This window comes from Acinetobacter sp. NyZ410 (assembly GCF_022828975.1).
GTDB classification, from domain to species: domain Bacteria; phylum Pseudomonadota; class Gammaproteobacteria; order Pseudomonadales; family Moraxellaceae; genus Acinetobacter; species Acinetobacter guillouiae.
Genome location: NZ_CP094620.1, coordinates 2008364 through 2032722, shown reverse-complemented (window position 1 = coordinate 2032722; position 24359 = coordinate 2008364). Strand labels below are relative to the sequence as shown.

Annotated in this window: 22 protein-coding genes, 1 tRNA gene and 1 pseudogene; 6 read left to right on the top strand and 18 right to left on the bottom strand. The window is 34.0% G+C overall.

Going from position 1 to position 24359, the window contains the following annotated elements:
* Positions 1-72: 72 nt before the first annotated feature.
* Positions 73-276 (bottom strand): hypothetical protein, encoded by a 204-nt coding sequence (locus MTO68_RS09450; protein ID WP_035371157.1) that lies wholly within the window; start codon positions 274-276, stop codon positions 73-75.
* A gap of 355 nt (positions 277-631) precedes the next feature.
* Positions 632-892, bottom strand: coding sequence for a hypothetical protein (locus MTO68_RS09445; protein WP_004820770.1), 261 nt, complete (start codon positions 890-892; stop codon positions 632-634).
* 1736 nt (positions 893-2628) lie between these two features.
* Here MTO68_RS09445 and MTO68_RS09440 point away from each other — a divergent pair.
* Positions 2629-3507: an ATP-grasp fold amidoligase family protein gene (locus MTO68_RS09440; protein WP_239045815.1), complete on the top strand. Its 879-nt coding sequence runs from the start codon at positions 2629-2631 to the stop codon at positions 3505-3507.
* 123 nt (positions 3508-3630) lie between these two features.
* On the opposite strand, the gene MTO68_RS09435 is transcribed toward MTO68_RS09440, so the two are convergent.
* The 6 genes from MTO68_RS09435 to MTO68_RS09410 form a co-directional block, all read right to left on the bottom strand.
* Positions 3631-3888 carry a hypothetical protein gene (locus tag MTO68_RS09435; RefSeq protein ID WP_004820762.1) on the bottom strand — a complete coding sequence of 86 codons (258 nt, stop codon included), beginning with the start codon at positions 3886-3888 and terminating at the stop codon, positions 3631-3633.
* Between the two features lie 1297 nt (positions 3889-5185).
* Positions 5186-5797 (bottom strand): NAD(P)-dependent oxidoreductase, encoded by a 612-nt coding sequence (locus MTO68_RS09430; protein WP_004820758.1) that lies wholly within the window; start codon positions 5795-5797, stop codon positions 5186-5188.
* 585 nt (positions 5798-6382) lie between these two features.
* Positions 6383-6583, bottom strand: coding sequence for a hypothetical protein (locus MTO68_RS09425; protein WP_004820756.1), 201 nt, complete (start codon positions 6581-6583; stop codon positions 6383-6385).
* Positions 6584-6606: 23 nt separating this feature from the next.
* Positions 6607-6876 (bottom strand): hypothetical protein, encoded by a 270-nt coding sequence (locus MTO68_RS09420; RefSeq protein WP_004721225.1) that lies wholly within the window; start codon positions 6874-6876, stop codon positions 6607-6609.
* Positions 6877-6978: 102 nt separating this feature from the next.
* Positions 6979-7137: a DUF1328 domain-containing protein gene (locus MTO68_RS09415; protein WP_239045817.1), complete on the bottom strand. Its 159-nt coding sequence runs from the start codon at positions 7135-7137 to the stop codon at positions 6979-6981.
* A gap of 188 nt (positions 7138-7325) precedes the next feature.
* Positions 7326-7670, bottom strand: a complete 345-nt coding sequence (locus MTO68_RS09410; protein ID WP_004820751.1) for a hypothetical protein — start codon at positions 7668-7670, stop codon at positions 7326-7328.
* Positions 7671-8236: 566 nt separating this feature from the next.
* Between MTO68_RS09410 and MTO68_RS09405 the strand changes: the two genes are divergently transcribed.
* Both MTO68_RS09405 and MTO68_RS09400 read left to right on the top strand, forming a co-directional pair.
* Positions 8237-8686 carry a BLUF domain-containing protein gene (locus tag MTO68_RS09405; RefSeq protein WP_244015724.1) on the top strand — a complete coding sequence of 150 codons (450 nt, stop codon included), beginning with the start codon at positions 8237-8239 and terminating at the stop codon, positions 8684-8686.
* 39 nt (positions 8687-8725) lie between these two features.
* Positions 8726-9193, top strand: coding sequence for a BLUF domain-containing protein (locus MTO68_RS09400; protein ID WP_004820747.1), 468 nt, complete (start codon positions 8726-8728; stop codon positions 9191-9193).
* Between the two features lie 329 nt (positions 9194-9522).
* Here MTO68_RS09400 and MTO68_RS09395 read toward each other — a convergent pair whose 3' ends face one another.
* The 10 genes and pseudogenes from MTO68_RS09395 to efp form a co-directional block, all read right to left on the bottom strand.
* A complete protein-coding gene (locus tag MTO68_RS09395; protein ID WP_244015723.1) occupies positions 9523-9783 on the bottom strand; it encodes a hypothetical protein in 261 nt (86 codons plus the stop codon).
* Between the two features lie 336 nt (positions 9784-10119).
* Positions 10120-10196 (bottom strand) — tRNA-Val (locus MTO68_RS09390).
* Positions 10197-10240: 44 nt separating this feature from the next.
* Positions 10241-12256, bottom strand: a complete 2016-nt coding sequence (locus MTO68_RS09385) for a DUF3488 and transglutaminase-like domain-containing protein (RefSeq protein WP_244015722.1) — start codon at positions 12254-12256, stop codon at positions 10241-10243.
* Positions 12257-12265: 9 nt separating this feature from the next.
* Positions 12266-13174, bottom strand: coding sequence for a DUF58 domain-containing protein (locus MTO68_RS09380; RefSeq protein ID WP_244015721.1), 909 nt, complete (start codon positions 13172-13174; stop codon positions 12266-12268).
* A 12-nt stretch (positions 13175-13186) separates the two neighbouring features.
* Positions 13187-14146, bottom strand: a complete 960-nt coding sequence (locus MTO68_RS09375; protein WP_244015720.1) for an AAA family ATPase — start codon at positions 14144-14146, stop codon at positions 13187-13189.
* Between the two features lie 141 nt (positions 14147-14287).
* Complete coding sequence (locus MTO68_RS09370) at positions 14288-14785, bottom strand: ketopantoate reductase C-terminal domain-containing protein (protein ID WP_244015967.1); 498 nt, start codon at positions 14783-14785, stop codon at positions 14288-14290.
* 126 nt (positions 14786-14911) lie between these two features.
* Positions 14912-15312, bottom strand: a pseudogene (locus MTO68_RS09365) (2-dehydropantoate 2-reductase N-terminal domain-containing protein); the annotation flags it as partial.
* 196 nt (positions 15313-15508) lie between these two features.
* On the bottom strand, positions 15509-15811 hold the full coding sequence (locus MTO68_RS09360; RefSeq protein WP_004721243.1) for a YbdD/YjiX family protein: 303 nt from the start codon (positions 15809-15811) through the stop codon (positions 15509-15511).
* 32 nt (positions 15812-15843) lie between these two features.
* Positions 15844-17943, bottom strand: a complete 2100-nt coding sequence (locus tag MTO68_RS09355) for a carbon starvation CstA family protein (protein WP_244015719.1) — start codon at positions 17941-17943, stop codon at positions 15844-15846.
* Positions 17944-18341: 398 nt separating this feature from the next.
* On the bottom strand, positions 18342-18911 hold the full coding sequence (efp, locus tag MTO68_RS09350; protein ID WP_004721246.1) for an elongation factor P: 570 nt from the start codon (positions 18909-18911) through the stop codon (positions 18342-18344).
* A gap of 340 nt (positions 18912-19251) precedes the next feature.
* On the opposite strand from efp, the gene epmB reads away from it, so the two are divergent.
* Genes epmB through MTO68_RS09335 form a run of 3 tightly spaced genes read left to right on the top strand, consistent with a single transcriptional unit; the run spans position 19252 to position 24253 of the window.
* A complete protein-coding gene (gene epmB, locus MTO68_RS09345; protein WP_034611889.1) occupies positions 19252-20268 on the top strand; it encodes an EF-P beta-lysylation protein EpmB in 1017 nt (338 codons plus the stop codon).
* A gap of 14 nt (positions 20269-20282) precedes the next feature.
* A complete protein-coding gene (locus MTO68_RS09340) occupies positions 20283-22034 on the top strand; it encodes a hypothetical protein (protein WP_034612070.1) in 1752 nt (583 codons plus the stop codon).
* The gene (locus MTO68_RS09335) at positions 22016-24253 is read left to right on the top strand and encodes an EAL domain-containing protein (RefSeq protein ID WP_244015718.1); all 2238 of its coding nucleotides are present in this window, start codon (positions 22016-22018) and stop codon (positions 24251-24253) included. The genes MTO68_RS09340 and MTO68_RS09335 overlap by 19 nt, the downstream gene beginning before the upstream one ends.
* Positions 24254-24359: the final 106 nt, after the last annotated feature.

Below are 24359 nucleotides of genomic sequence, written 5' to 3'. Positions count from 1 at the left end.
TGTCATCTGCAAAAAAGTTCAATCACTTAATTTAAAACCCCAACTTTTGATGGGTACATTTGCGAATTAATTTTAAAGACTTATATCAATATCAATGTTGTCAGCAATATCAGAAACAATATCTTTACTCGTATTCACAATCAACCGACCTGTTTCCAAGATCAGATCAACGGCATCCAAAGGATTGATCGAATTCACGATATCATTCATTACGCTAGAATCTTTTTGCTCTGGTTGAGATTGCTGTTCTAAATCTTGATTTTCTAAATTATTCACTTTGTTCTCCCATAAGCCTCGCATAAGAATTCCACAGTGAATTCAGGGGCTATCGACTACATCACACAATAGCAGAACTATGCCATATTGCCTTTACGCGGCCAATAGCTGACATCTATTCAGTGACTTAATCCTGCAAGTGCAGAGTCTTAGATTGATCTTGTTGATATGTATCTTATTTTCGACATATGATTCAACCCACAATAAAACGAGACAGACTATTGAAATGATTTTCATCGTTGGGACTGCCTTGATTGAAAAATTAAACCCTAGAAAAAAGTAAAATTTGGTTCGTTTAGGTGATGGAATAAAGTTGTGGTTATTTCCTTCAGGAGACATTAAAACTTACAGTGTTTTAATTCCAAAAAACAGAAAATATTTTTTCTTTACCTGCATTTTTGATACTCACCTTGTAGCCCGCTTTCTTAAATTCTTCACCCAGATTAACGATGTCATGTTGTGCGAAATCTGTAGTGATATATTCACTTACAAACAACTCTCCTTCATCGGCTTTTAATCTAATTTGTGTTTTCAAAAATCTTTTAAGCTGCTCAATTGAAAAATATGGCGCTTGATTGGAATCTGTTTTAGTCTCATTCATTTTAGGTATTGGCATTTAAAAACTCACACTCGCAAAGTAAAAAAATATTATGAACAGCTTAACTTTGAATTGAGTATAAAAATTGAAATATCATGTATTCCATGTCATTTCATTTACATGATTATTTTTTAACAACTTTTAGACAATGATGACACACCGCCAACTCTCCGTCTTTACAATAATGCGTATCAATCACACGATGAAAGCCAAACATACATTTTAATAACTGGATCAAAATCTATCCCTCCATAAAGTAAAAAGCCCATCTCAAGATGAGCTTTTCCATTGAGCAGTTTTATTTTGGAAACCATACGCCAGTTGGCACATTTCCCAACAGGTGTACCAGTAAAGTTAAGGCAATAAATACGGAAAAGAAAAAAACGATGTTTATTGATTTGTCTATCATGATTTCACCCTCATTTTATTGTTGTTTCTTTTTTATACAATAAATTATGTAAAATATCAAACAATTTAAGTAACTTAAAATATATTTTTTACCATTTGTTAAAATAAATTATCAAACAATCAGAATAAAAAAATCATGGATTATCCAAAATGATCACCATTTCACTGTAACCCAAATGCAGCAAGGCAAAATTAAAAAATATAAAAAAAGACGCCTTAGCATCTTTCATTTATATGAAGTTTATTTAAACAATAATATTTAATTTTTTAAGTAAAAAATTTTTAATAATTTCATTCTCATCTAATAACATCAGTTCATCAGATACCCAAAAAATATAAAATACGTTTTTAAACTGAATCTTTCTTTTAAAATAGTTTGTTGTTGAATTGGGTAATTTGCCTTTTACTTTAAAAGACTTTTTATTATCATTTCCTAGCAACTTACTTCCATGCCAGGGACCGCCTATACAAATATTCATAAGAATTAATTTTAAAGATGTTGTTCTGAATTTACATCAAATCTATAAATAAACAACCCATACCTTCGTATAAATTTTAAGCAAAACAATAATAGGCCACATCATTGGATCAAATAGCGCATTATTTGAACTCCAATGATGTCAAGTTAGAAAGCAGAACATCCGTTTACAGTAGCTATTCCAAATATGAATTCATTCATATTTATTAAAAGTGTGCTTAAAATCACATTAAATCCTCAATATTCTTTCAATAAAGCTTAACTATTCAGCTTTCCATCGATACTAATATTCATTTTTCAAATCGTTTTATGCTTTTAGATAGAAGCCAGATACTTATCATTTATTGATTAGGCTAAAATTAATAAACCCACCTAAAAAGTAGGTGGGTTTATTAAAGACTTAAATACCAAGTCAAAGTGAAAAGCACAACCTTCTTCACTGGTTAAATTTTACACAATTCATATTAAGATTCAAGAAAATATTTTACCTTTTGGTAAAGCTTGATATATGTATCGTAAATTTTATGTAACAGGCTGCTTAAATACTTAGCAAATCGCTTAAGGATTATCGGTCTAAGCGATCTAAAGCTTAAATTTTCATGGATTACAATAACCACGCGCTTGATTCAAATATGTCATATCACACATATAAAAACTGGATTCAACATATTGATTAAATATAATAATTTATAATTCAAAAACGTAGCCCGATAAATTTTCCAATCGCTCCGTAAGTGAAAGTAAATATGAAATATTTAGAGGAATAAGCCTATTACTATAATACTCATACATAAAGTCATTCGCTTTTTAAAATTTTTTTAAGCTTTGGTTATTTATACTTATACGATCATTAATTGGGTTTTGACAAATGATTGACAATCTCACCTATTTTGCAAAAGTTATAAGAGCATATTTTGTCTCAGATAAGCAATATTTAACCAAACGTTTTATTAATAAACTTGGTTATATTCCCAATTTTGATCAACCCAAAAGTTTTAATGAAAAAGTTACAGCAAGAATGATTTTTGAAAGAGATCCATTACATACCTTATTGGCTGATAAATTGGCTGTAAGAGAAGTGATCAGCAATAAAATTTGTTCCTCTCATCTAGTTCCATTGATCGGTGTATACCAATCTTTCAATGAAATTGACTTTAATCGACTGCCCGATAGATTTGTTTTGAAATGCAATCATGATAGCGGCAGCGCAATCGTCTGCAATGATAAGTGTCAATTTGATCAAAGAAATGCGCAAAACAAATTAACGCATCATTTAAAGCAAAATATGTATTTCAGGAAAAGAGAATGGCATTACAAAAATATTAAGCCATCAATTTTAGCTGAGCAATATGTTGAATTATTGATTGACCAAGAAACTAAATTAACCATTACCACATGTAGAGTCCATTGCTTTGAAGGTCAACCCAAATTTATCGAAGTCGATGTACAAGATAGTCTCAAAAATGAATATTCAAATATTTACGATACATCGTGGACACTCCAACCATTTACAGTTGATTTAAAAAGCAATAGCCCTGCATATTTAAAGAAACCAGCTCGGCTAGGTATTTTAATTGAGTTATCACAAACGCTCTGCCTGAAATATGGTTATAGCCGAATAGATTTTTTGATATCAAAAAATAATATCTATTTCAGTGAAATAACCCTAACACCTAATGCTGGAAGAATGGTCATTGAGCCCAAAGAGTGGGATATGAAACTTGGTAGTTATTGGCATTTATTTTAAAATAATGTAAAAAATACCCACAAAGAGCTGGACTTGTGGGTATATAAATCATAAAAAATGAGTAAAACACACACGAAGTTTAGTTCAATAAACTATGACTTATTGCATGTAGTCTTTGTATCGCTACACAATAAATTTAAACTCAAATTTTCCTTTATAATCAATAGTATCTAAATAATCTTTAATGTCATGTGCTATATTCTTAAAGGTTTCTAAAACATCACTTGGTGGATCAATAACGACTTCAATTTTATAATTTTCATCTTCTTTTTTTGTAGTATGTGTATATACGCCATCACAACTCATTTTTAATTTTAGATAATCCTCTAGTGTTTTAGTTAAATGATTTGTTACCAGCTCAATTTTTGAAAATTTGTGCATATCCCCTCTTTCCTAAATCACTAGTCATAACCAGATAAAGAATCTCGTATCTCCCCAATCAAATACTCTTTAACTTATCAGAAAGACCAGTTATCCAGACGTTGGTGCTTAAGTTACGATTCACTATATCGTATTTTATAGATATACTAATTCAATCTTAGGTTGAAAATCAACTACTATTCTTTTGAAATTTCTACTATTTTGAGATTTAATGCCAATAAAAAAACAATTTTAAGTTATTTCCCCCTTCTATTCTTATATTTCCTAGTATATTTATACCCATGTAGTTCTTAAAAAAGATCTTTCATAAATCAAAAAAGTGATCATGTTGAGTGAATCAGATTGATATTGAAAGTTCCTTCTCGCTTTGGGAGAAAGCTAGGATGAGGAGGATTTTATGTTGATCTATGGTTTTAAAAAGGACTTATTCAGATGTCTAAAGTATAAAACTAAAAGTCATATCTACAATGGTTGCAACTGTTCATATTATTTTACTTAGCCTTAATCTAAGTGCGAGCCAGTCCATGTATGACCTAATTTAAGTACAACCTAATCTAAGTTTGATGAATAAACATGAAAATATTTTATCTTCAAATGACAACAAAATCAAAAATGTTATTGATTTAAATGAATTAATATTTAGAAAACTCAGAATAGTGATTTTAAAACCAATGACAATAAATCATTTATCATCATGCGTTCATCTATTTTCATACAAGACTCATTTAGAGACGATTATAACAATATCTTAAAATTCTTATAACCAATAGACACTTAAATAAAAATTACTGATTAAATTAAGAAACTGATAGACATTTTTTAAAGTTTTTTAAATGAATACTTTTTGTTTCATAACATTTCCAGCATATAAGTCTATCCATAAAAGTGTTATAGTATAACAATTCAAAAAAGAGCTTTTCATGACAAATCCATATATCAATAGCAAGTTCTATATTTTAATTTTGGTCTTATTTATATCAATTATGACCACTAATGTAATCCACAATGACTTTTCAGACACCTTATTAACCATAATTAACTGTTTTATCATCATAAAAATATTACATGTATTGTCCATTCAACTTTTAAACACAATCTTTAAAATTTGCAATCCTTAATTCATTTAAACTATATAGTTATATTTATTCAATATAGATAAATAAAATGACATACAGCAATGACCAAAATATTTAAAATAAAATACTTATAAGTACAAATAAGTTTAGGAAATGCTAAAATCGTCAATTTAATTTTTATAGAAAAAAACCCTCAAATGAGGGCTCTTATACACTTCTTCTTAGTATCCAACAGTAAAACGTTGATTAATATGGTTGTTATTTTCAATTTCATCAGATAATGCTATTGCAAAATCTTCAGCTGAAATTTTACTGCCGTCTTTACCAATTATAAGTTCATCTTTGCCTAAACGAAATTCTCCTGTACGTTTTCCTGGACCAAACTCTGCCGAAGGTGATATAAAAGTCCATTCAATATCATCGACTTGTTTAAGTTTTTCAAGGAAATTTACAGCAGCTTCTGCTTCAGGTTTATACGCAGCAGGAAAGTCATCTGTATCCAATAAGCGTACATTTTTGTTGGGAATAGTCAGTCCACCAGCACCACCAACAACCAAATAACGCTTAACTTTAGAATCCCGAATTGTGTTAATCAATGCATTCGCGTCTAAGCCATGAAAAGGAACAGCACTTATCACAACATCTTGCCCTTTTAGTGCTTCTACAAGCGCTTCATGATCATTTAAGTCCACATCTACGGATAAGACACGCTCTGTATCTGGTACTTTATGTGTATTACGTGCGATGGCTTTAACGTAATGACCACGTGAAACAAGCTCTTCTAAAATACGTGAACCCGCCATACCTGTTGCACCAATTAAAGCAATCTTCATAATCGTTCCTCACTTATTTAAGATAATTCAAAAATCTTAATCAAATAGCTTTATAAACCATTAAATATAAAACTTATAATGTTTAAAATTTTATAAATAATTTACACATGAAATAATTAACAATTTATAGATTAAGATTAATAATCCATTATCACCTAAATAGTTTTATTATAAATCATTAGTTAAGTTTATTTTCTGTCAAAATCATGTAAACATTGTCACTTTTTAATAGCTCTCATGTATAGGTATTTATTTTAAGTATAATGATTTTAGTAACTGGGTTTCACTTGAATAAAGTTTATGCCTTATTTTAAAATATACCTATTAAGATGGCTGAGTTGCCTTAGCTTCCCCCATTAAAGGTGGTCAAGAAACAGAAAAACGTTATGATTATTCACTTCGGGGATCTAAACACGCAGCCCTAAATTTTTGCATCTTTAAAAACTACCATGAGTGTAGCATCTTATATTCAGGATGTAGTTTTGATTAGTTAAGTTATTTTATGAGGTGACTCTTAATCACTTTAGACCGATTAAATTAAGGCTAAAATTATAAAAATGAATTGGGAAGCTTAGAATATTTGATTCAACTGCTTCTCATCATTTGTCGTTGCTGGCGAACTAATCCTAGCTGCATCTTTCTCTCAAGTATTTCTTCTTCAGAGAATGATAAAGAATCTTTTAATATTTCAATAGGTAATGAACTATTTTCAATCAAATAGCAGTCTTGATCAGTTGACCATTCTGAAATCAATGCTGCTTTTTTTCGCTTATGTCTATGATGCATATAGATACCCTTAATCAAAAAACTTATAGATTTATTTGCCGATCAACCCATTCCAAAAATTTATTTTTATTATTTATTTCAGGTGCGTTGACTATTACTATATTTTTTTTACTGCCAAATTTACCCGAGATTTTGTTTGGTTTCTCAAAATTGAACTCATCATCTGTGCCCTCATTTAAAGCTCTGAAATATTCAGCGATCTTCTCAAAATTTGTTTTACTATTAAAGTCAGGTCTTAAAAGTAAAAAATTATAAATTTGTTCTAAAACAAAATCATAGTTAATATTTTTCATAATGTGCTCAGTTCAAATTTATTTAAATGATTTAAGTACTTTCAAATTAATTATATCTAACGATAGAATGACTAAATTCTATCGTTAGATGATTTATAGTGACTATACCCTTCCACGTGAAATAAAACCAATCACTGTAAGAATAACAGCGACAACCAATAGAATAACTGCAAAATCTTTTGAAAGACCTGCTACACCACCAAATCCTAAAAGACTCGCTATAAGTGCTATTACAGCAAAGATAATCGCCCAACGAAACATACTATATTACTCCCTAAAATATATTCTGATTTAAAATAACACTATAAATTAATATTTTAATCCAAGTGTTATTTTATGTGATTAAAATGTTCTAGTTTATAATATTTACAACTCAAAATAACATTAACACTTAAATCCACCAATTAAGATCAACTTTGAATAAAAAAATAAAAAGTAATCATTAAAACTTACTTTTTATATAATTTATTAAAAATAAAAAATCGATCGACACGTGTATCCTTTAATTTCGGCATAATCATTTTTATAATCATTAAAACAGTGCAAGAAATAAAAAGCATGACGATGACTTCAACAGAATAACTTATCATGAATAAAAGGCTATAGAATCCTAAGAAGTAAGATAGACTTAGGAATACCTTTTGCAAATAAATTGTGATGAATACCCCATACAGTAAAGCTGATAAAAACAAGTTGAGTTTTTTATTCATCCCCAATTGATCAAAAATAATAATAAGCAATGAAATACTTAAAACAGAGACAATAAAAATAACAATATTTTTTAAAATTTGCATTTCATCCTCTCTCATTTCATATTTATAAAAATGCTCCCCCCTTAGTTGTCCAACTAAGGGGGAAGACTCCCCCAATACACAACACTTTTTATTCAACACATCATTTTTATAATGAATTATTTTAATTTAAGCGTTAGCGACAATCACCTTAAATTAATATTCAGATTTATAATAATGATGAGCACTTGTGGTGTATCTAGGCAGTATAAATAATATGAAATTTAGCGATATAATCCATGGCTTACATGATTGTGAGAAATTTCGTACATTTGTACGTTTTTTAACCACACGAAATTAAAAATATATTTATTAAATCTATTATTTTCAAATATTTAATTTTAACAATAGGCTAAATTTATTTTATAAAGTAACAAAACACTCAAACAGTGTTAAAAAACTTTACATTTCCTGTTTCGACCCATTGGTACGATTTGTTAGCTTTTGATTAATTATCAATGTATTGTAGTCATCGTTACTAATCTTTCTATGTGAATACATAAAGCTTATTAATAAAATTAAAGCGTTAGCACTAGTTCGAAGTAATTATTTATCGTGGAAGCCTTCTAATGGAATTTGTAAGAGTTTTATATGCAAGTAAAGCTACGAGTACTCATCCAGATCTTAAGAATGATTTGATAGAAATTCTTAACACAGCTGTTGATTTCAACTCTCGCAATGAAATCACAGGTGTTCTTTACTATGGACATGGATATTTTGTTCAATGTCTTGAAGGGCATAAAAGTAAGGTTGATGATCTGTTTTATAATCAAATTTTAAAAGATCAACGTCATCAAAATTGTGAAATTTTATATTACGAAAAATGTGACATAGCTTTGTTTAAGCATTGGAATATGAAATTTGCCCCTGTCAATAAAAGACTTGGTGACTTTTTCCTAGAAAATCATCGTGATGATTTCAATCCATTTCTTCTTTCTAGTGAGACAATCCCTTCTTTTATCGACCTTTTAGCTGGGGAATACGCTATTGAGCCATATAATTTTGATATCAATGAATAAGGTTTTTTATACGAATCTACGCAACTTGAGGAAAGATGTATGCTAATTCGATTGTGCTATGCGAGTACTCGAAATGAATTAGCCAATGACCTTATTGAAGATTTAAATGCTATCTTAAATACTGCGCGTGATTTTAATGGAAAAAATAAAATTTTTGGTGTTCTATACTATGCCAATAATCATTTTTTTCAATGTCTTGAAGGTGAAAAGTCTATAGTTCAAGCGTTATTTCAAAGTATAAAAAATGACGCTAGGCATAATAGCATTATTGAATTTGAAATCATGGATATTGACAAAATTAGTTTTAAAAACTGGTCAATGAAATACGTGCAAAAGTGCTCAAAAGTTGATTTATTTTTTAATCAGCTTGGATATGACTCATTTACGCCAGCTGCCCTCAATAATGCTCATTTAAATAGCTTATTAAATGAGCTTTTGAAAGAAAAGCAAACTCGAGTGCGTAAAAAGGTCGGTTTAAATCAGCGAGGAATCTCCTCTTTTCTTTAAATATCAAATGAGAGGGTTATGGACCCTCTCTTTTAAAGAATTTTAGAGTTTGACCGATTGACTCGCACCCAGTTGCTCTGATTCACCAGATATAGATGCTTTCACTAATTTAAAAAAGCGACAAGCTTCCCAGCGCCATTACAAACCGAGACTAATTAATGAATGGATTAATCTCTTGATGGCCGCTTGTTAAGTTTTCACTTTTAATTTCCTATACCTATAGAGATGTATTGTTACCATCCCTAAATAGATAAAATTAAATCGTTTTTTACATTAGGTTCATGTTTTAAATTATTATGAAAATTATTTATCTTTAATATAATTAAGTTTTATGAGTAATTCATTTTATTGTTATTATTAATACTAACTACTTTAAAGTTACAATTTTTATAATTAATATTTACGTTTATTCTTGCATGATCAAGTTCATCCCATAATTCAAAGTAAAAAAATTCAGATGTGTCTGAGTAAATCCAAAACCATAAAGTAGACTCATCTTTTTTGACTGGGTCATAAATACTATCTTTAACTTTGACAAGTTTATGTAAATGAAATTTATCATCTTGAAGTACTATTTCATGAATACTCAATAGTGTGATTCCTGCAATTTAAAATCATTTAGACTATAACTCATTTTTATTTCTTTTTTTTATTATGATTTTTTTAAAAATGTAATTTAATGATTAAATGTACATATATCTTTATATATGTAAGTTAAATTTAAGGTAGGTTTGAAGCACCTTAGTACTTAACTTAAATACGCCAAGCATTGCTACATGATCTCGATATTTTTATTTTGTTGCTAACTTATTGCAAACATGTTGAATATACCGCCTTTTTCTGAATTCACGAATAATAGAGATGCAACAAAAGCAAAAAAAAGACTTATAAGCATTTGATTCGCTTATAAGTCTTTGAAAAATATATGGTAGGTATATCCAGACTCGAACTGGAGACCTCTACGATGTCAACGTAGCGCTCTAACCAACTGAGCTATACACCTGAAGTGCTGAGAATATTATTCATTTTTTAATAAGATGACAAGCCTTATTTCTTCACTTTTAATGCATTCGCACACTCTTTAAGCAATTTCTTGATATTTTGAATATCCTGTTGATTTTCATTACCTAAATAGACAATTTTTTGAAAAATCTGATTCACTTGTTCAAACAGATGGTTTTGTTCAGTCTGCAAGGCTAAACGCTGCATCCATTGTTGAAAGGTTTCTGACTCTGCTTTTTGATCAACCTCAGATAATTGATGATTAAATTGAGCAATGATTCGCTCAAGCGCTGACATTTCACGAGTCCGCCAAAATTGCGTCACACCCCAATAGATCAACAGTAATCCAAGAATTCCAAAAATTAAAACCAAACCATAACTATAAGCTGATGTTAAGCCAAGCTTCTTCATCCAGCCACTTTGCTTCTCTGCATCGTAACCGACAACCTTACTCTGCCATTGAAAACTAGCATAGTCACTCCAAACACGCAGCGTTCTAAGCAGCGATGAATGCTGAAAACGCAAATTTGAATAACCCGCATCACCAAAAATCGAACGATCGTCATTCATCACATTTTGCATACCACGATCAATACGCATCGGTGCAATGATGGCCGTTGGATCAATGCGTTGCCATTGCCCGTGTTGATAAACCTCAGCCCAAGCATGTGCATCTAACTGACGTACTTCCCAACTTTGACCATCAGGAGACAGCTCACCACCTTGGTAGCCTGTGACTACACGCGCTGGAATTCCAACATAACGCATAAGCAAGACAAAGCTTGAGGCATAATGTTCACAAAACCCCTGCCGAGATTGAAACAAGAACTCATCAACGCGGTTATTCCCCAACCTTCCTGGTGCAAGTGTATAAACAAACTTTTCTTTCTTGTACCAGTTCAATACATTCTGAATATAAGCTTCAGGATTAGACTGGCTCTGCTGATACAGATTTAAAGCAAACTTCTGAGCTTGTAGATCACTCTTTTTCGCATAACTGAGGTTATTTTTCAGCATCATCTGTTCAAAATGTGCATCCTGAATATCTCGAACCCGATTCCCCACCCACTGCAATTCAATTGGCTGGGTACGCTGTACCAGTCGTTTAGGTGTAATCGACCAGTCTTGGTGTAACTCAAAACGCTGTTCTATTGGAATCGACTTTTCCAAACCGGTAATCCATTGCTGACTTGGATCACTGGCCAGATATTGATAATGAAATCCATCAATCTGCCCTGCGATCTTGGAATAAGCTTTTACCTGTTTATTGGCAAACTCACTTGTCCACGTTGTACCATCATAACGATCAAGCACCATCGCTCGCCAATACAGCTCATTACGATTTGGCAATTGCTTCATATTGCCAATAATTCGAAATGCCAATGCACTTGACTGTGAAAGCTCAGCAATATCACCCGGTGACATGTGATCACTCAATCCCGTTACCGCTTTATTATTGGGAATGGGGATTCGCCAAAGTGGTGGCAAACGCGGGAAAAACATAAACAGTAAAATAAAGAATGGCAAAGCCAAAGCAATAAATTTAAGAATATGCAATGAATCACTTTTAAGTGACTGAAAAACCGGTTGCTCTATTTCAAAATTGGCGATTTGTACACGATACAGTCCAACCAAACAGCTGATTAAACAACATAAAACCAACAGTGCCATCCAAAAGGCTTGACTGTGTAAAAATAAACTGGCACTGACGAACAAAGCAAAGTTAAACAGAATAATAAAGTCACGCTTTGATTTGGTTTCTAGTGCTTTCGCAAATAAAAATGTGGAGAGAACCGCTGTACCTGCTTCTACGCCTAAAAAAGTGCGGGAATCAAAGTAAATGATAACTAAGGCTAAAAGTGCAAAAACTAATTTTGGGGTTTGTGCAAATAATCGATGCAGATTATAGACTTGATGTTTATTGGTTTTGTCATAATACAGCGCCAAAGCCACGATATTCATGAGGAATAAAATAGACAATGCAATAGGCATATAAGCCAGCTGTGCCAACCAAATCAAACTCAGCACAACTAAAATTGAAATTTGTATCGATTTATTCATTGTTCATCCTCACGCTTGCGCCAATAAGGTTTTGATATGAATATAGTGCTGTTCTCCAATCCCATTTTCAGTTTGTGCATGCGGTAAAATAATGCTGTACGGCGTTTCCGTCTGATGACATCGATCGACCAACTCCATCATAAAACTCAGCTTCTCTTCATGGTCTGCGCTTGGCATTTTGCTATATTCAATTTGCATCGCATGGGTATCAACCAAATCATCGAATTGCTTTACAAATAATCCTTGTCCACGCGCGGCCTGTTTCCAAGAAATGCTTTGCAATGAATCACCTGATTTAAAAGTCCTTAACTCTTTAAATTCATCTAAATCAGGCTCACCTGTATTGGAATAATTCTGCGATTGATGCTCTAAAGACTTCGCTTCAGGGGCAATCCAGTAACTTTCAGTTAAATAAATATAGGTCCATGCTCGCACTAAACCAAGCGGATATGTGGAGTAAATTTGAATTGGGGGAACTGAAAATTCACCACGTTGTTGTGGGATAAAATTCAATTCAAAACTTTGTTGTTTTTCTTCAAATAGAAAAGATTGTAATTGTTCATCAATTTTAAAGTTTAAAAACTTAGGCGTAGCACGATCTTGTTGTAGGTTAATTCTCACCTTAAAAGCTTCATTGACCTTACCCACTTCATCGACAACCACATCTAATGTAATCGCATGTAATTGTTTAAAACTGAGATAGAAACTAAGACATAAAATTGCACTGATTAAAAAACAAAAACCAAGAATTAAATTGTTGGCATAATTAATCCCAGCGATAAAAGTAATCAAAATAAGAACCAGATATAAAAAACCCTGCTGGTACATAAACACCAACACTTGGTTTTGTTTCAGTGTACGGGTTCCTGTATAGCGAAACCGAAGATGCAGCCATTTAACAAATCGTTGACCTAACATAAGCGTTTCCAATTAGCCCTTTACAGGAACTTTTTGCATAAGTGCTCGTGTCTCAGATTCACCTAATCCTATACGATGCGACACCACAGCAACAAACACTGCTTGTACATCATCTGCAATTACAAATTGTCTTTTTTCAATCAAGGCATAGGCTTGTGCTGATTTTTTTAATGCCAATAACCCACGTGGAGATAAGCCATGACGACCTTTACGTGTTTCTTCTGCTAGATCAAGCATATATTCAAAAACAACATCGTTCAATGTAATTTGATTTACCACACATTGTAATTGCAAAATTTCCTGATGTTGGAAAATCGCTTGCAACTTTTCAATCAAATCATGGCGCGAGCTTTGCTGCAATAATAGTTTTTCTGCTGCGCGTGATGGGTAACCTAAAGACAGTCGCATCAAGAAACGGTCAAGTTGTGATTCAGGCAAACTATAGGTTCCACTTTGAAAAAGTGGGTTCTGCGTTGCAATCACCCAAAATGGTTGTGGTAAAGGGTAACGTGTACCATCTATAGTGACATTGCCCTCCTCCATTGCTTCAAGCAAAGCACTTTGGGTTTTAGGGCTACAGCGGTTAATTTCATCTGCAAGCAGAATTTGGGTAAAGATTGGACCATGTTTAAACTCAAATTGATGCTCTTTTTGATTAAACATATTGATCCCAATCACATCACTTGCCAGCATATCATTGGTAAACTGAATCCGTTGAAAATCGAGACCTGCAAGACGAGACAAGCTGCTGGCTAAGGTGGTTTTTCCAAGTCCGGGTAAGTCTTCAAAAAGTAAATGTCCACCAGCCAATAGACTACAGAGTGCCAGTTTAGTCTGATGACTTTTATCTAAAATAATTTGGTTGATTTGACTTAAAAAATCATCAATTTTTGGGTAAAACTGAGTGAGGTCTAAATTTGATACAGTGCTATGTTGTTCTGATGCTTTTACTTGTGTTGTTCCCCAAATCACCTTTTATTTCCCCAATAAAATTATTGTAACTTCCTTAACATACACGGTTTTAAGGAATACTCAATCTTGACTGCGATAAATCCTTATTTTCATTTGCTGAATACACTTCAAAATTTATAGCTTCCCCCATCAACCAAAATTTTAAACTTTTAATTTTGCGGCATGTTCTAACTTTGTTTTTAAATCGTGCGCACCAATTGAAAATTCACTTCCTGAAATTTCAGCCTGTTTAATCAATTCGATTAAGGTTTTATTGATAGGAGCTTGTTTACCTAGCTGTTGGGCGAGCTGAACAACTTCCCCATTGATCCAGTCCACTTCTGTTGTTCGCCCTGCCATTAAATCATCTTGCATAGATGAACGCGCCAAGGGATCGATCGCCAACATTTTACGGCTTAATATTTTAAAAATGAAATTGGGCAAACTGATTATTTTAGGCAATAGATGTGCCGAAATTGCTGTGAGTTTTGCTGGCTTAATTTGTGCTAAATCTAAGAGATATAACGTTTCTTGTTGCGCCATAGCAAGGCATTGTCGATATTGATAATTAGACAATTGTTGTTTTAATGGTAGCTTTGACAAAGCATTGATTGAATTATTTAAATTCAGCAAAATTTTTGCCCATTGCACCGCAAGCATATCCTGATCAAAAACAATCTCTAATTCAGCTTGTTTAAAAAGCTTGGCTAAATCCTGTTGCTGTGCATACGCTTTCACATGCAACGCACCAGATGTCCCTTGATGAAAATGCCCAACTTTTTGAACTGCAACATTAAAAGGCACCATACCTTCTAAAATCGAATGATGTTTTAAAATCTGCTTTAAAATTGGAACATTACTCAACCCGTTTTGAAAACTCACAATATAGGGTCTGTGTGCGCCCAAGTTGTTATAAAGTTCCTTGGCAACTTGCTCAGTCGCAGCCGATTTACACATACAAAAATAATATCGGCATCTGTGACTATTTTAGGATCAACACTAAGCTGTAAATCTTTTGCCGCGATTTTTATCGTTTTACCAGTATAATCTGTCAGTTTTAAACCAGACGTCCTCAATTCTTCATATACACGAGGACGTGTAATAAAGCTCACATCAGCACCTACCGCTGCTAATCGACCGCCAATATAACATCCAATACTACCCGCACCATAAATACAGATTTTCATAGCAGTCTCCTTTTTATTTATATGTATTGCATGATTCTAGCGGAGTTAGGCTTTGCCAACTGTCAGTTATACGACAAGTCTAATCATGAAGTGTGCTGTTATTGCGTTAAACCGATAAATCACTTCGCTCATCTTAAATAGAAACGGCACCCAAGTGCCGTTTCTATTTAAGCTTTAAATCAACTTATCCCTTCCATCAACATGGACACTTCTTCATTGTTCCACCAGCCGTTGGATAGCGGGCATCTACACAATAGCGATGAAAAGTCTTTTCATCCATTGCATCCATATCGGGATGATGCTTTTTCATATGTTCCAGATAATTTTGATAATCTGGAACACCCACCATCAAACGGAAACTTTGCTGTAAGCGTGTCCATAATGTTGCAATTCTAGACCAATTTTTAGGATTAAAAATTAGCTCCTTTTGCGACATGATGGTCATCTTGATGATTTTATAAATCACCGTTTTACCACCTTGAGCAAATTTAAGCTTCATCACTCACCTCTCACTCTATCTGCAATATCAACTTAGTGTGATTTAGAAACAGACACTTCTTCAGGATCTGCATACACCGCTGGAGCTTCATTTACTGTTGGTGTAGGACTTGCCAATGCACGACGAATTGCGCCAATAGCAGCAAACAGCATCACAATCGCAACAATCATAAAGAATGCACACAGTGCAGCATTGATTTGATTGGACAATACAATGGTTTGCATTTCTTCAAGTGTTTTGGCTGGTTTTAAAATTTCACCATTGGCAATTGCTGTTGAAAATTTATCTGCCTGAGCCAAGAAACCGATCTTAGGATTGGTATGGAAGATTTTTTGCCAACCCGCAGTCATACAGGTAATGAATAAGAAAATTGTTGGGATAATGGTAACCCATACATATTTCTCTTTCTTCATTTTAAATAAAATCACTGTACCTAAGATCAAAGCCATTGCCGCAAGCATTTGGTTACCGATACCAAACAAAGGCCATAAGCTGTTAATACCACCAAGTGGGTCGACTACACCTTGATAAACAAAGAAGCCCCATCCAGCGACAGCAACCGCTGTACCGATCATATTCCCCACAAAGTTGTGTGAGTTTTTAAGTGCTGGAACAACGATACCCACCGTATCCTGTACCATAAAACGGCATGCACGTGTTCCTGCATCGACAGCAGTTAAGATAAACAGCGCTTCAAATAAGATCGCAAAATGATACCAGAACGCCATCATTGAACGATTATTAAAAATATCCGTGATGATGTGAGCCATACCAATTGCAAATGTTGGCGCACCACCAGTACGCGAAAGAATCGTACTTTCACCCACTTCTTTTGCCAGCAAGCTCAAAGTTTCAGGTGTAACCACAAAACCAAGTGTACGTACTGCTTCTGCTGCGCTTTCTACCGTAGTACCCAATACTGCCGCTGGCGCATTAATCGCAAAATAAACACCAGGTTCAAGCACTGTTGCACAAATCATTGCCATGATTGCAACAAATGACTCCATCAACATACCACCATAACCAATGACACGAATATTGACTTCGTTATCAATCAGTTTAGGTGTAGTTCCAGACGAGACTAAGGCATGGAAACCAGAAATCGCACCACAAGCAATGGTAATAAATAAAAATGGGAACATAGATCCAGCAAATACAGGACCAGTACCATCAACAAAATGCGTAACAGCTGGCATTTTTAACATTGGCATTGCAACAATAATACCCACTGCTAAACCTGCAATTACTCCAATTTTTAAGAATGTTGATAAATAATCACGCGGTGCTAATAACAACCAAACAGGTAGAACCGAAGCCACGAATCCATAAATGATGAGTGCCCAAGTAAGTTGTGTTCCAGTTAAGGTGAAAAATGGTCCCCAATAAGGATCAGCAGCAACATTTCCACCATAAACAATTGCAGCCATCATCAACACAAAACCAATGATAGAAACTTCTGCAATCTTGCCCGGACGGATATAACGCATATAGATGCCCATAAATAAGGCAATTGGTATCGTCGCTGCAATACTAAACACACCCCATGGACTATGTGCCAGTGCTTTCACTACCACCAGTGCCAATACGGCAAGGATGATAATCATCACACCTAATGCACTAAGCATCACCACCACACCAGCAAATGAACCCAGCTCTTGCTTTGCCATTTCACCAAGTGAGCGCCCATCTCGTCGTGTAGAGATAAATAAAACCAAGAAATCCTGAACTGCACCAGCAAGAACAACCCCGACCAAAAGCCAAATTGTTCCTGGTAGATAACCCATTTGGGCAGCAAGAATAGGCCCAACTAATGGCCCCGCTCCTGCAATAGCAGCAAAATGGTGACCAAAAAGTACATATTTATTGGTCGGGACATAATCCAAGCCATCTGCTAAACGATGTGCTGGCGTTAATCGCCGAGGATTCAGTTCAAAAACTTTGGTCGCAATAAATAAACTATAAAAACGATAGGCGATGCTATAGACACATATCGCTGCAAGCACTAGCCAAACCGCATTGACATGCTCACCCTTGCTGACCGCAAGTATTCCAAAAGATACTGCACCAATTATGGCGACAATCACCCAGATCAATTTTGATAAGGGTGATGATTTTGTTTGAATATTTTCCATTAAAACCTCACATCTTGATTACAAAAAGCAGTTCCATTGTTTTTATAAAGCGTAATGCATTTCCGTGACTCATTCCTTGGTGACTCTACTCCTCATTTTTTTGTTTTCATCTAAGACTTTGGCATTAAAACTGGTCTGAATATGTACTATTAGCATGACATCACAGTGACTTAAATCGCGACTTTGTTATTTTTATCATCAATGTAATCATCTGACTCTCTGACTCTACTATTAATTATAGGCTGTCGATCTACGACTTTAGTCGAAAATTTAGTCGATGTTCGCTATTTTTATAAAGGCTTGTACTTTTAAAAAGCCGTATACCAATTCAATCTATGCGCAATAAAAAAGGGATGATTTTCATCATCCCTCAGCGTCATCATTTTTCAATAAAATGATTAAGCACGCTCTAAGTAATCACCAGTACGGGTGTCTACACGAACGCTTTCTTCTTGCTGTACAAATAATGGAACACGTACAACTGCACCTGTTTCAAGTTTAGCTGGTTTACCACCACCACCTGAAGTATCACCACGGACACCTGGATCAGTTTCAACGATTTTCAATACAACGAAGTTTGGTGCACTAACGTTTAATGGAATACCATTAAATAGCATAATTGTGCATTTTTCGTTTGAATCGTCTTTTAACCATTTTGCAGCATCGCCCATTGCAACTTTATCAGCAGCAATTTGTTCGAAAGATACTGGATCCATGAAGTTCCACAATTCGCCATCGTTGTAGAGATAATCCATTTCTACTTCTACAATATCAGCTGCTTCTAAAGATTCACCTGATTTAAAAGTTTTTTCTAATACTTTGCCAGATCTTAGGTTACGTAGTTTTACACGGTTAAACGCTTGACCTTTACCTGGTTTTACATATTCGTTTTCCATGATTGAACATGGGTTACCATCAAGCATAACCTTTAGGCCAGCTTTGAAATCATTTGTAGAATAATAGGCCATGAAAGGCACACTCCGAACTTACTAATTTAAATCTCTACTGCGATGCTATCAGCAAATCACCCGATTTGTGACAGTGATCATTCCAAACAGCAAAGAATGTATTTTACATTTTTCGTATTCTAAATGAGCAATACATCGTGAAGCAATGAAAAATTACCCATGTTCGGTCAGATTGAGGGTAAAATCTTCGATTCATTGGTGATTCACAGCTGTTCAATACAAATCAGCTGTACTGAAAGCATTTTTCCAGTGAAACATTTCAGATTGAGCCTGACAGATTCAATCTGAACAAGCAATACCATCCGCTTTCCCCTATCTTCAACTATTTATCGCACGTGGCATGTTAAATTACTTATATCAAGAGCAAAATTGGCAATCTCAACTCAGTGATTTAATTACTGATCCATTAGAACTGTTAGAAATACTCGAACTTTCTAAAGCACAGTTATTGTCTGGTGCAATCCTTGCATCTGGACAATTTAAGCTACGTGTGCCCCGTGCATTTGTCAGAAAGATGGAAGTTGGCAATCCCCTAGATCCACTTTTACTGCAAGTTTTACCACATCATCTGGAAATGGAAGAACACGAAGGCTTTGTTACAGATCCGCTTGATGAAGAACAAGCCAATCAAATTCCTGGGGTTTTACATAAGTATAAATCACGTTTTTTACTGACCCTCACTGGTGCATGTGCCGTGCACTGCCGTTATTGCTTCCGTCGTCATTTTCCATACCAAGAAAATTTACCTAAAAATGAAGACTGGTTGAACATTAAAGGTTATTTAGAAGCTCATCCTGAAATCAATGAAGTGATTTTAAGTGGTGGCGATCCATTAACTTTATCTAACCGAAAATTAGCCACTTGGATAGAACGTCTAGAATCTCTCAGTCAGATTAAGATCTTGAGAATTCATTCACGTGTTCCAATTGTAATTCCAGAAAGAATCGATGAAGAGCTGGTTTCTTTATTGAAAAACAGTAGGCTACGTGTAATTCTAGTGGTACACTCGAACCATCCTGCAGAATTAGATAATTTGACTTGTGCAAAGTTATCTCATTTAGCAAAACAAAATATTCTTGTGTTGAATCAAGCCGTTTTACTTAAAGGTGTGAATGATTCTGCACAAACTCTTGTTAATTTAAGTCAACGACTTTTTGAAGCACAAATTTTACCGTATTATCTTCATGTTTTAGATAAAGTAAAAGGTGCTCATCATTTCGATTTAGGGGCGGAAAAAATTGATCAGATTTATAAGGATGTATTGGCCAGTTTACCGGGTTATCTAGTTCCTAAATTGGTTCGAGAAGTCGCGGGAGAAAATAATAAAACACCGCTGTTTGGAGTCACAACCTTTTAAGAGTTGAAATGCTCATGATAAATAAAGAAATTTCAGAAATTTTTCAAAATATCACGGTTCTACAACGAGAAAGTCTAAGTTTTGCAGAAAATTCGGTGGCATCTGTCAATGCATGGGTGGCCACACTGTCTATTATGCAACTTGGCGATACCTCAGAGTCGGTCTTAAAAGCGATTTGTGAAATCAGCGAGCTGGATTGTAGCGAAATGCTACGCTTTGATTTAATTCAAGTTTTACACCCAATTACCGAAAGCATTTTATCAAGCCTTGAAAAAAACATCTTAAATCAAGGTCTTTCTCAAAATGCGCGTATTGAACATATTATTGATTTATCCTCTAGAATTCGTACCTATTTTGCCAACGTCTATATCAATATTGTGCGAAGAAGTCATCAGACACTGGTTTCAAATAAATTCTCATTTTTTAATTTTAAACAAAAACGAAATTTACAAACAGCGCGTACACTTGCAACCTTTTATGCTTTAGAACAACTTGGTTTATTGTTGGTTCAACAGCAAATGCTCTACAGTGGTCCATTGACCCATCAATGGCTCACCACACATCATCTTTATGAGCTTGCGGTTAAAAACCAAGAATTTAATATCAATATCAACCAATTACAAGGCACACATTTTACCATTCAAAATATCCAGCAAGCCTATGCACAAGTGCTGCTTTTGGATATTTTTAATACGCATCAGATTCGCCCTTCAGAAACACAAGCGCTTTATCAATGTACTTTTGATTGGGTCAAACTGATCCAAATTTTACCAAGAGAAACCAGCTTATCGCGTTATGTGATTGATGGCTCTAAAGACGTTCCACCAATTTATAATCGCAAACAACATGCGAATTTCCGTACTTCTTTATATATTTCTACACAGAATCTGCTCGAACATATTAATTCAACGATTCATAAAGACGAATATCTGTCTAAAAATGAACAAATCTATTTATCTGCTGCGTTAAAATTTCATGTGCAAAATGTCTTGGGTACAACAACTGAACGTCAACATGAGCGTTATGAATACTCCGCACAACTTCAAATTTGTTTTAGCTTACAAACTGCACACTTCTATTTATCCAAAGCTAAGAATTTCTATGAAACACTTAATTTAAATAATAATTATGCATTTCAGTCTGAGTCCAATATTCATTCATCGATTTCAACAGGCTCAAGCACAGCATCGAACTTAGGACAAATCAAAACTTTAGACCGTGAAGCAAAACAGATCTATCAAACCCAAGTACTGGATATTAGTGTAAACGGTTATCGTATTCGCTGGTCAGATGAAACCCCACGAAATTTACGCACGGGTGAATTTATCTTGGTCAATGAAAGCCTCAATGACAAATGGAAAGGTGCGATCATTCGTTGGATCAAACAATCTGTTAAAAAAACCTATGAAGTGGGTTTAGAGGTTTTAGCTCAAGACATCTACCCATGTGCGGTAAAAGTTCCAGCGGATCGTTCGACGATTAACTACCACCCTTGCCTTATGGTTCAAGTGCAAAATTTAAATGAATCCAACGTTTCTATTATTTTGCCAAATTTACCGTTCTTCAAAGAACAGCAAGCAATTTATCTACGTTTAGACACTGAAGAAATTAAGGTGTATTTAACAAAAACATTGTTAATTACCCAGAGCTTTATTCAGTACGAATTTGAACTGATCAATGATGAAGAAAATGACCGCATTGATCAGTTCATTCAACACCAATCTGCCAATTTGAATAATCAAGATGTATGGGAAGCTTTAAAGTGAGAAATTTATTATTATCGAAAAAATTAAAACTCTCTGAAACTAGATTACTCATTATTGATGATAACCAGATTCGTTATAATCAAATTATTGATCTTTTTCAAAGTAAGAATCATCAAGTACAAGCACTTTTATTGGATGATTTAAAAAGTTTTGAAAAACAACTCAATACTTCATGGGACTTGATTATTTTTGGCCGTGCTTATGACATCAAGATTGAGCAAGCCATTACCTTAATTCAAGCCTCTGCTGATATTGATCTGCCTGTTTTGTTCTTAAAACCTGAAGATTATCAAACCAACCAATATCAGTCCTATATTCAAAAAGGCATCTATGATGTTGTTAATTTAGAATATACCGATCGTTTTTATATTAGCCTAATCCGTGCGTTGTCATATAGCCGTACCTTGCAAGCGAAAAAGCACCTTTTAAACGATCTTGAAAGTGCAAAAAATCAAGCTCAAGCCTTGGTTGAAGAACAACATAAAGCGATTGCCTTAATTCAGGAAGGTATCCATACCCAAGCCAATGCTGAATATTTAAAATTGTTTGGTCTAAAAGATGAAGCAGAAATTATCGGATTGCCTGTATTAGATATTTTAAAACCGAAGAATATCAATGATTTTAAACAACGTTTTAAAAAGATTTCTCAAGGTAATTTTGATTTAGCACGTTTTGAAATTGATACACTGAATAGCAATGCTAAATCTGAAAATCCATTAAAAATTGAATTTCTTCCTTCAGATGAAGAAGACTGTATTCAAATCACCATTGAGATCAATTCGGCAAGTCAAAAACCGCAAGCACAATCATCCGAATCAAATAAGAAAAACATCAGCGCTGTCGCAACTAGTTTGCAAAAAATTCAGTACGCTTTAATTAATCAACCTGCCAAATCGAATGCATTGGTACTGTTTAGCTTTGCCGCTTGTCCTGAGAATATTTTAACTTCTCCTTGGAAAACAGCCGTTCAATACTTAGAAGGCTTTAAAAACTTTATTCAAGAACAAACCAATACCACGGTATATCAAATTGATATGTTGTTGTATGCAGTGATTTTACAAGCTGAGTCTGACACCATTTTAGAATCTCGTATTCATGGGCTGCATGCTTTAGAAAAACCTCAATTATTGGAAATTGATGGTCATACCTACCCACTGAATATTAAGATTGGCTATTCAAACATACAGCAAAACAGCTTTACAGAAGCAAGTTTTAACGACGTTTTAGAACAAGCTTATAATCATCGTCTGGCAAAAAAAGACTCTGTATCCGAGCAACAATTAACGGCGACTTTACAAGACACTAAAATTGAATTGTCATTGCTTGAACCCAAATTAGATCAAGCAGAACCGCTGCAAATACAAAGTAACTCCATTGAATTTGCCCCGAAACCTCAAGTTGAAAATACAGCTGTAGAGAAACCAGTTCAAATTCAAGAAACGCCAGCGCCACATATCTTTAAAACCTCCGCGATTCTTGGTCAAATTGCCCAATCGCTTGAAAAAGGTGAGATTCAGCTAAAATACCAACAGCTTTATGACAAACAAGATAGCAATTTAAATACTTATGAAGTCAGTAGCGGTTTTATTTTTGAAAATCAGTGGAAAAAAGTAAGTAATTTAATTGATTTAGATGATGATATTGAGCTTTCAATTAAACTAGATCGCTGGATTTTAGTTGAAGCATGTAAGCAATTACATAACTTTATCACTCAATATCCAGAAGCAAAATTAATCGTCAATTTAAATCGTCATGTGCTGTTCCATGACAAACAGTTCCCTGAGCTTATTTCTAAACTATTGACCATTGTTGGAAGCCGCCAATCTCATCCACTGATTTTACAATTTGATGAGGAAGATATTGCAAAAAATATCTTAGAAACTCAAAAGCAAATTGGCGTTTTACGTGATCATGGTGCCGAAATTTCAATTCGACGTTTTGGTTCGAGCATTTCAAGTGAAGCCATCTTAAAACAATTGGATGTGAGCTTAGTAACGCTGGATGAGAAGTTTACAAAGCAGCTCAATAGTGATGCGACTATGACGCAATTCCAGCACACCCTTGAAAAATATCATGCAATCAAGCCAATTGAATTACTATTGAAAAATCTAAATGATATGAACTCTTTTGCAAATGCATGGAATGTAGATGTCAGATTCTTGCAAGGTGAATATTTCCAGAAGAAACTGGATCACTTGACTGATGTTCAAGATCAATAAAGCCTAATACTAAAAAAGGTTGAGCATTTAAAATGCTCAACCTTTTTAAATCTATCACTTAGTCTGATCCTGAAATAAATCAACACGAGATAAAATTCAGCAACAA

Bases quoted from the DNA above. Each gene is read 5' to 3' on its own strand.
- MTO68_RS09445 (WP_004820770.1), bottom strand. From the start codon at position 892: ATGCCAATACCTAAAATGAATGAGACTAAAACAGATTCCAATCAAGCG.
- MTO68_RS09440 (WP_239045815.1), top strand. From the start codon at position 2,629: ATGATTGACAATCTCACCTATTTTGCAAAAGTTATAAGAGCATATTTT.
- MTO68_RS09435 (WP_004820762.1), bottom strand. From the start codon at position 3,888: ATGCACAAATTTTCAAAAATTGAGCTGGTAACAAATCATTTAACTAAA.
- MTO68_RS09430 (WP_004820758.1), bottom strand. From the start codon at position 5,797: ATGAAGATTGCTTTAATTGGTGCAACAGGTATGGCGGGTTCACGTATT.
- MTO68_RS09425 (WP_004820756.1), bottom strand. From the start codon at position 6,583: ATGCATCATAGACATAAGCGAAAAAAAGCAGCATTGATTTCAGAATGG.
- MTO68_RS09420 (WP_004721225.1), bottom strand. From the start codon at position 6,876: ATGAAAAATATTAACTATGATTTTGTTTTAGAACAAATTTATAATTTT.
- MTO68_RS09415 (WP_239045817.1), bottom strand. From the start codon at position 7,137: ATGTTTCGTTGGGCGATTATCTTTGCTGTAATAGCACTTATAGCGAGT.
- MTO68_RS09410 (WP_004820751.1), bottom strand. From the start codon at position 7,670: ATGCAAATTTTAAAAAATATTGTTATTTTTATTGTCTCTGTTTTAAGT.
- MTO68_RS09405 (WP_244015724.1), top strand. From the start codon at position 8,237: ATGGAATTTGTAAGAGTTTTATATGCAAGTAAAGCTACGAGTACTCAT.
- MTO68_RS09400 (WP_004820747.1), top strand. From the start codon at position 8,726: ATGCTAATTCGATTGTGCTATGCGAGTACTCGAAATGAATTAGCCAAT.
- MTO68_RS09385 (WP_244015722.1), bottom strand. From the start codon at position 12,256: ATGAATAAATCGATACAAATTTCAATTTTAGTTGTGCTGAGTTTGATT.
- MTO68_RS09380 (WP_244015721.1), bottom strand. From the start codon at position 13,174: ATGTTAGGTCAACGATTTGTTAAATGGCTGCATCTTCGGTTTCGCTAT.
- MTO68_RS09370 (WP_244015967.1), bottom strand. From the start codon at position 14,785: ATGCTTGCGGTGCAATGGGCAAAAATTTTGCTGAATTTAAATAATTCA.
- MTO68_RS09360 (WP_004721243.1), bottom strand. From the start codon at position 15,811: ATGAAGCTTAAATTTGCTCAAGGTGGTAAAACGGTGATTTATAAAATC.
- MTO68_RS09355 (WP_244015719.1), bottom strand. From the start codon at position 17,943: ATGGAAAATATTCAAACAAAATCATCACCCTTATCAAAATTGATCTGG.
- efp (WP_004721246.1), bottom strand. From the start codon at position 18,911: ATGGCCTATTATTCTACAAATGATTTCAAAGCTGGCCTAAAGGTTATG.
- epmB (WP_034611889.1), top strand. From the start codon at position 19,252: ATGTTAAATTACTTATATCAAGAGCAAAATTGGCAATCTCAACTCAGT.
- MTO68_RS09340 (WP_034612070.1), top strand. From the start codon at position 20,283: ATGATAAATAAAGAAATTTCAGAAATTTTTCAAAATATCACGGTTCTA.
- MTO68_RS09335 (WP_244015718.1), top strand. From the start codon at position 22,016: ATGGGAAGCTTTAAAGTGAGAAATTTATTATTATCGAAAAAATTAAAA.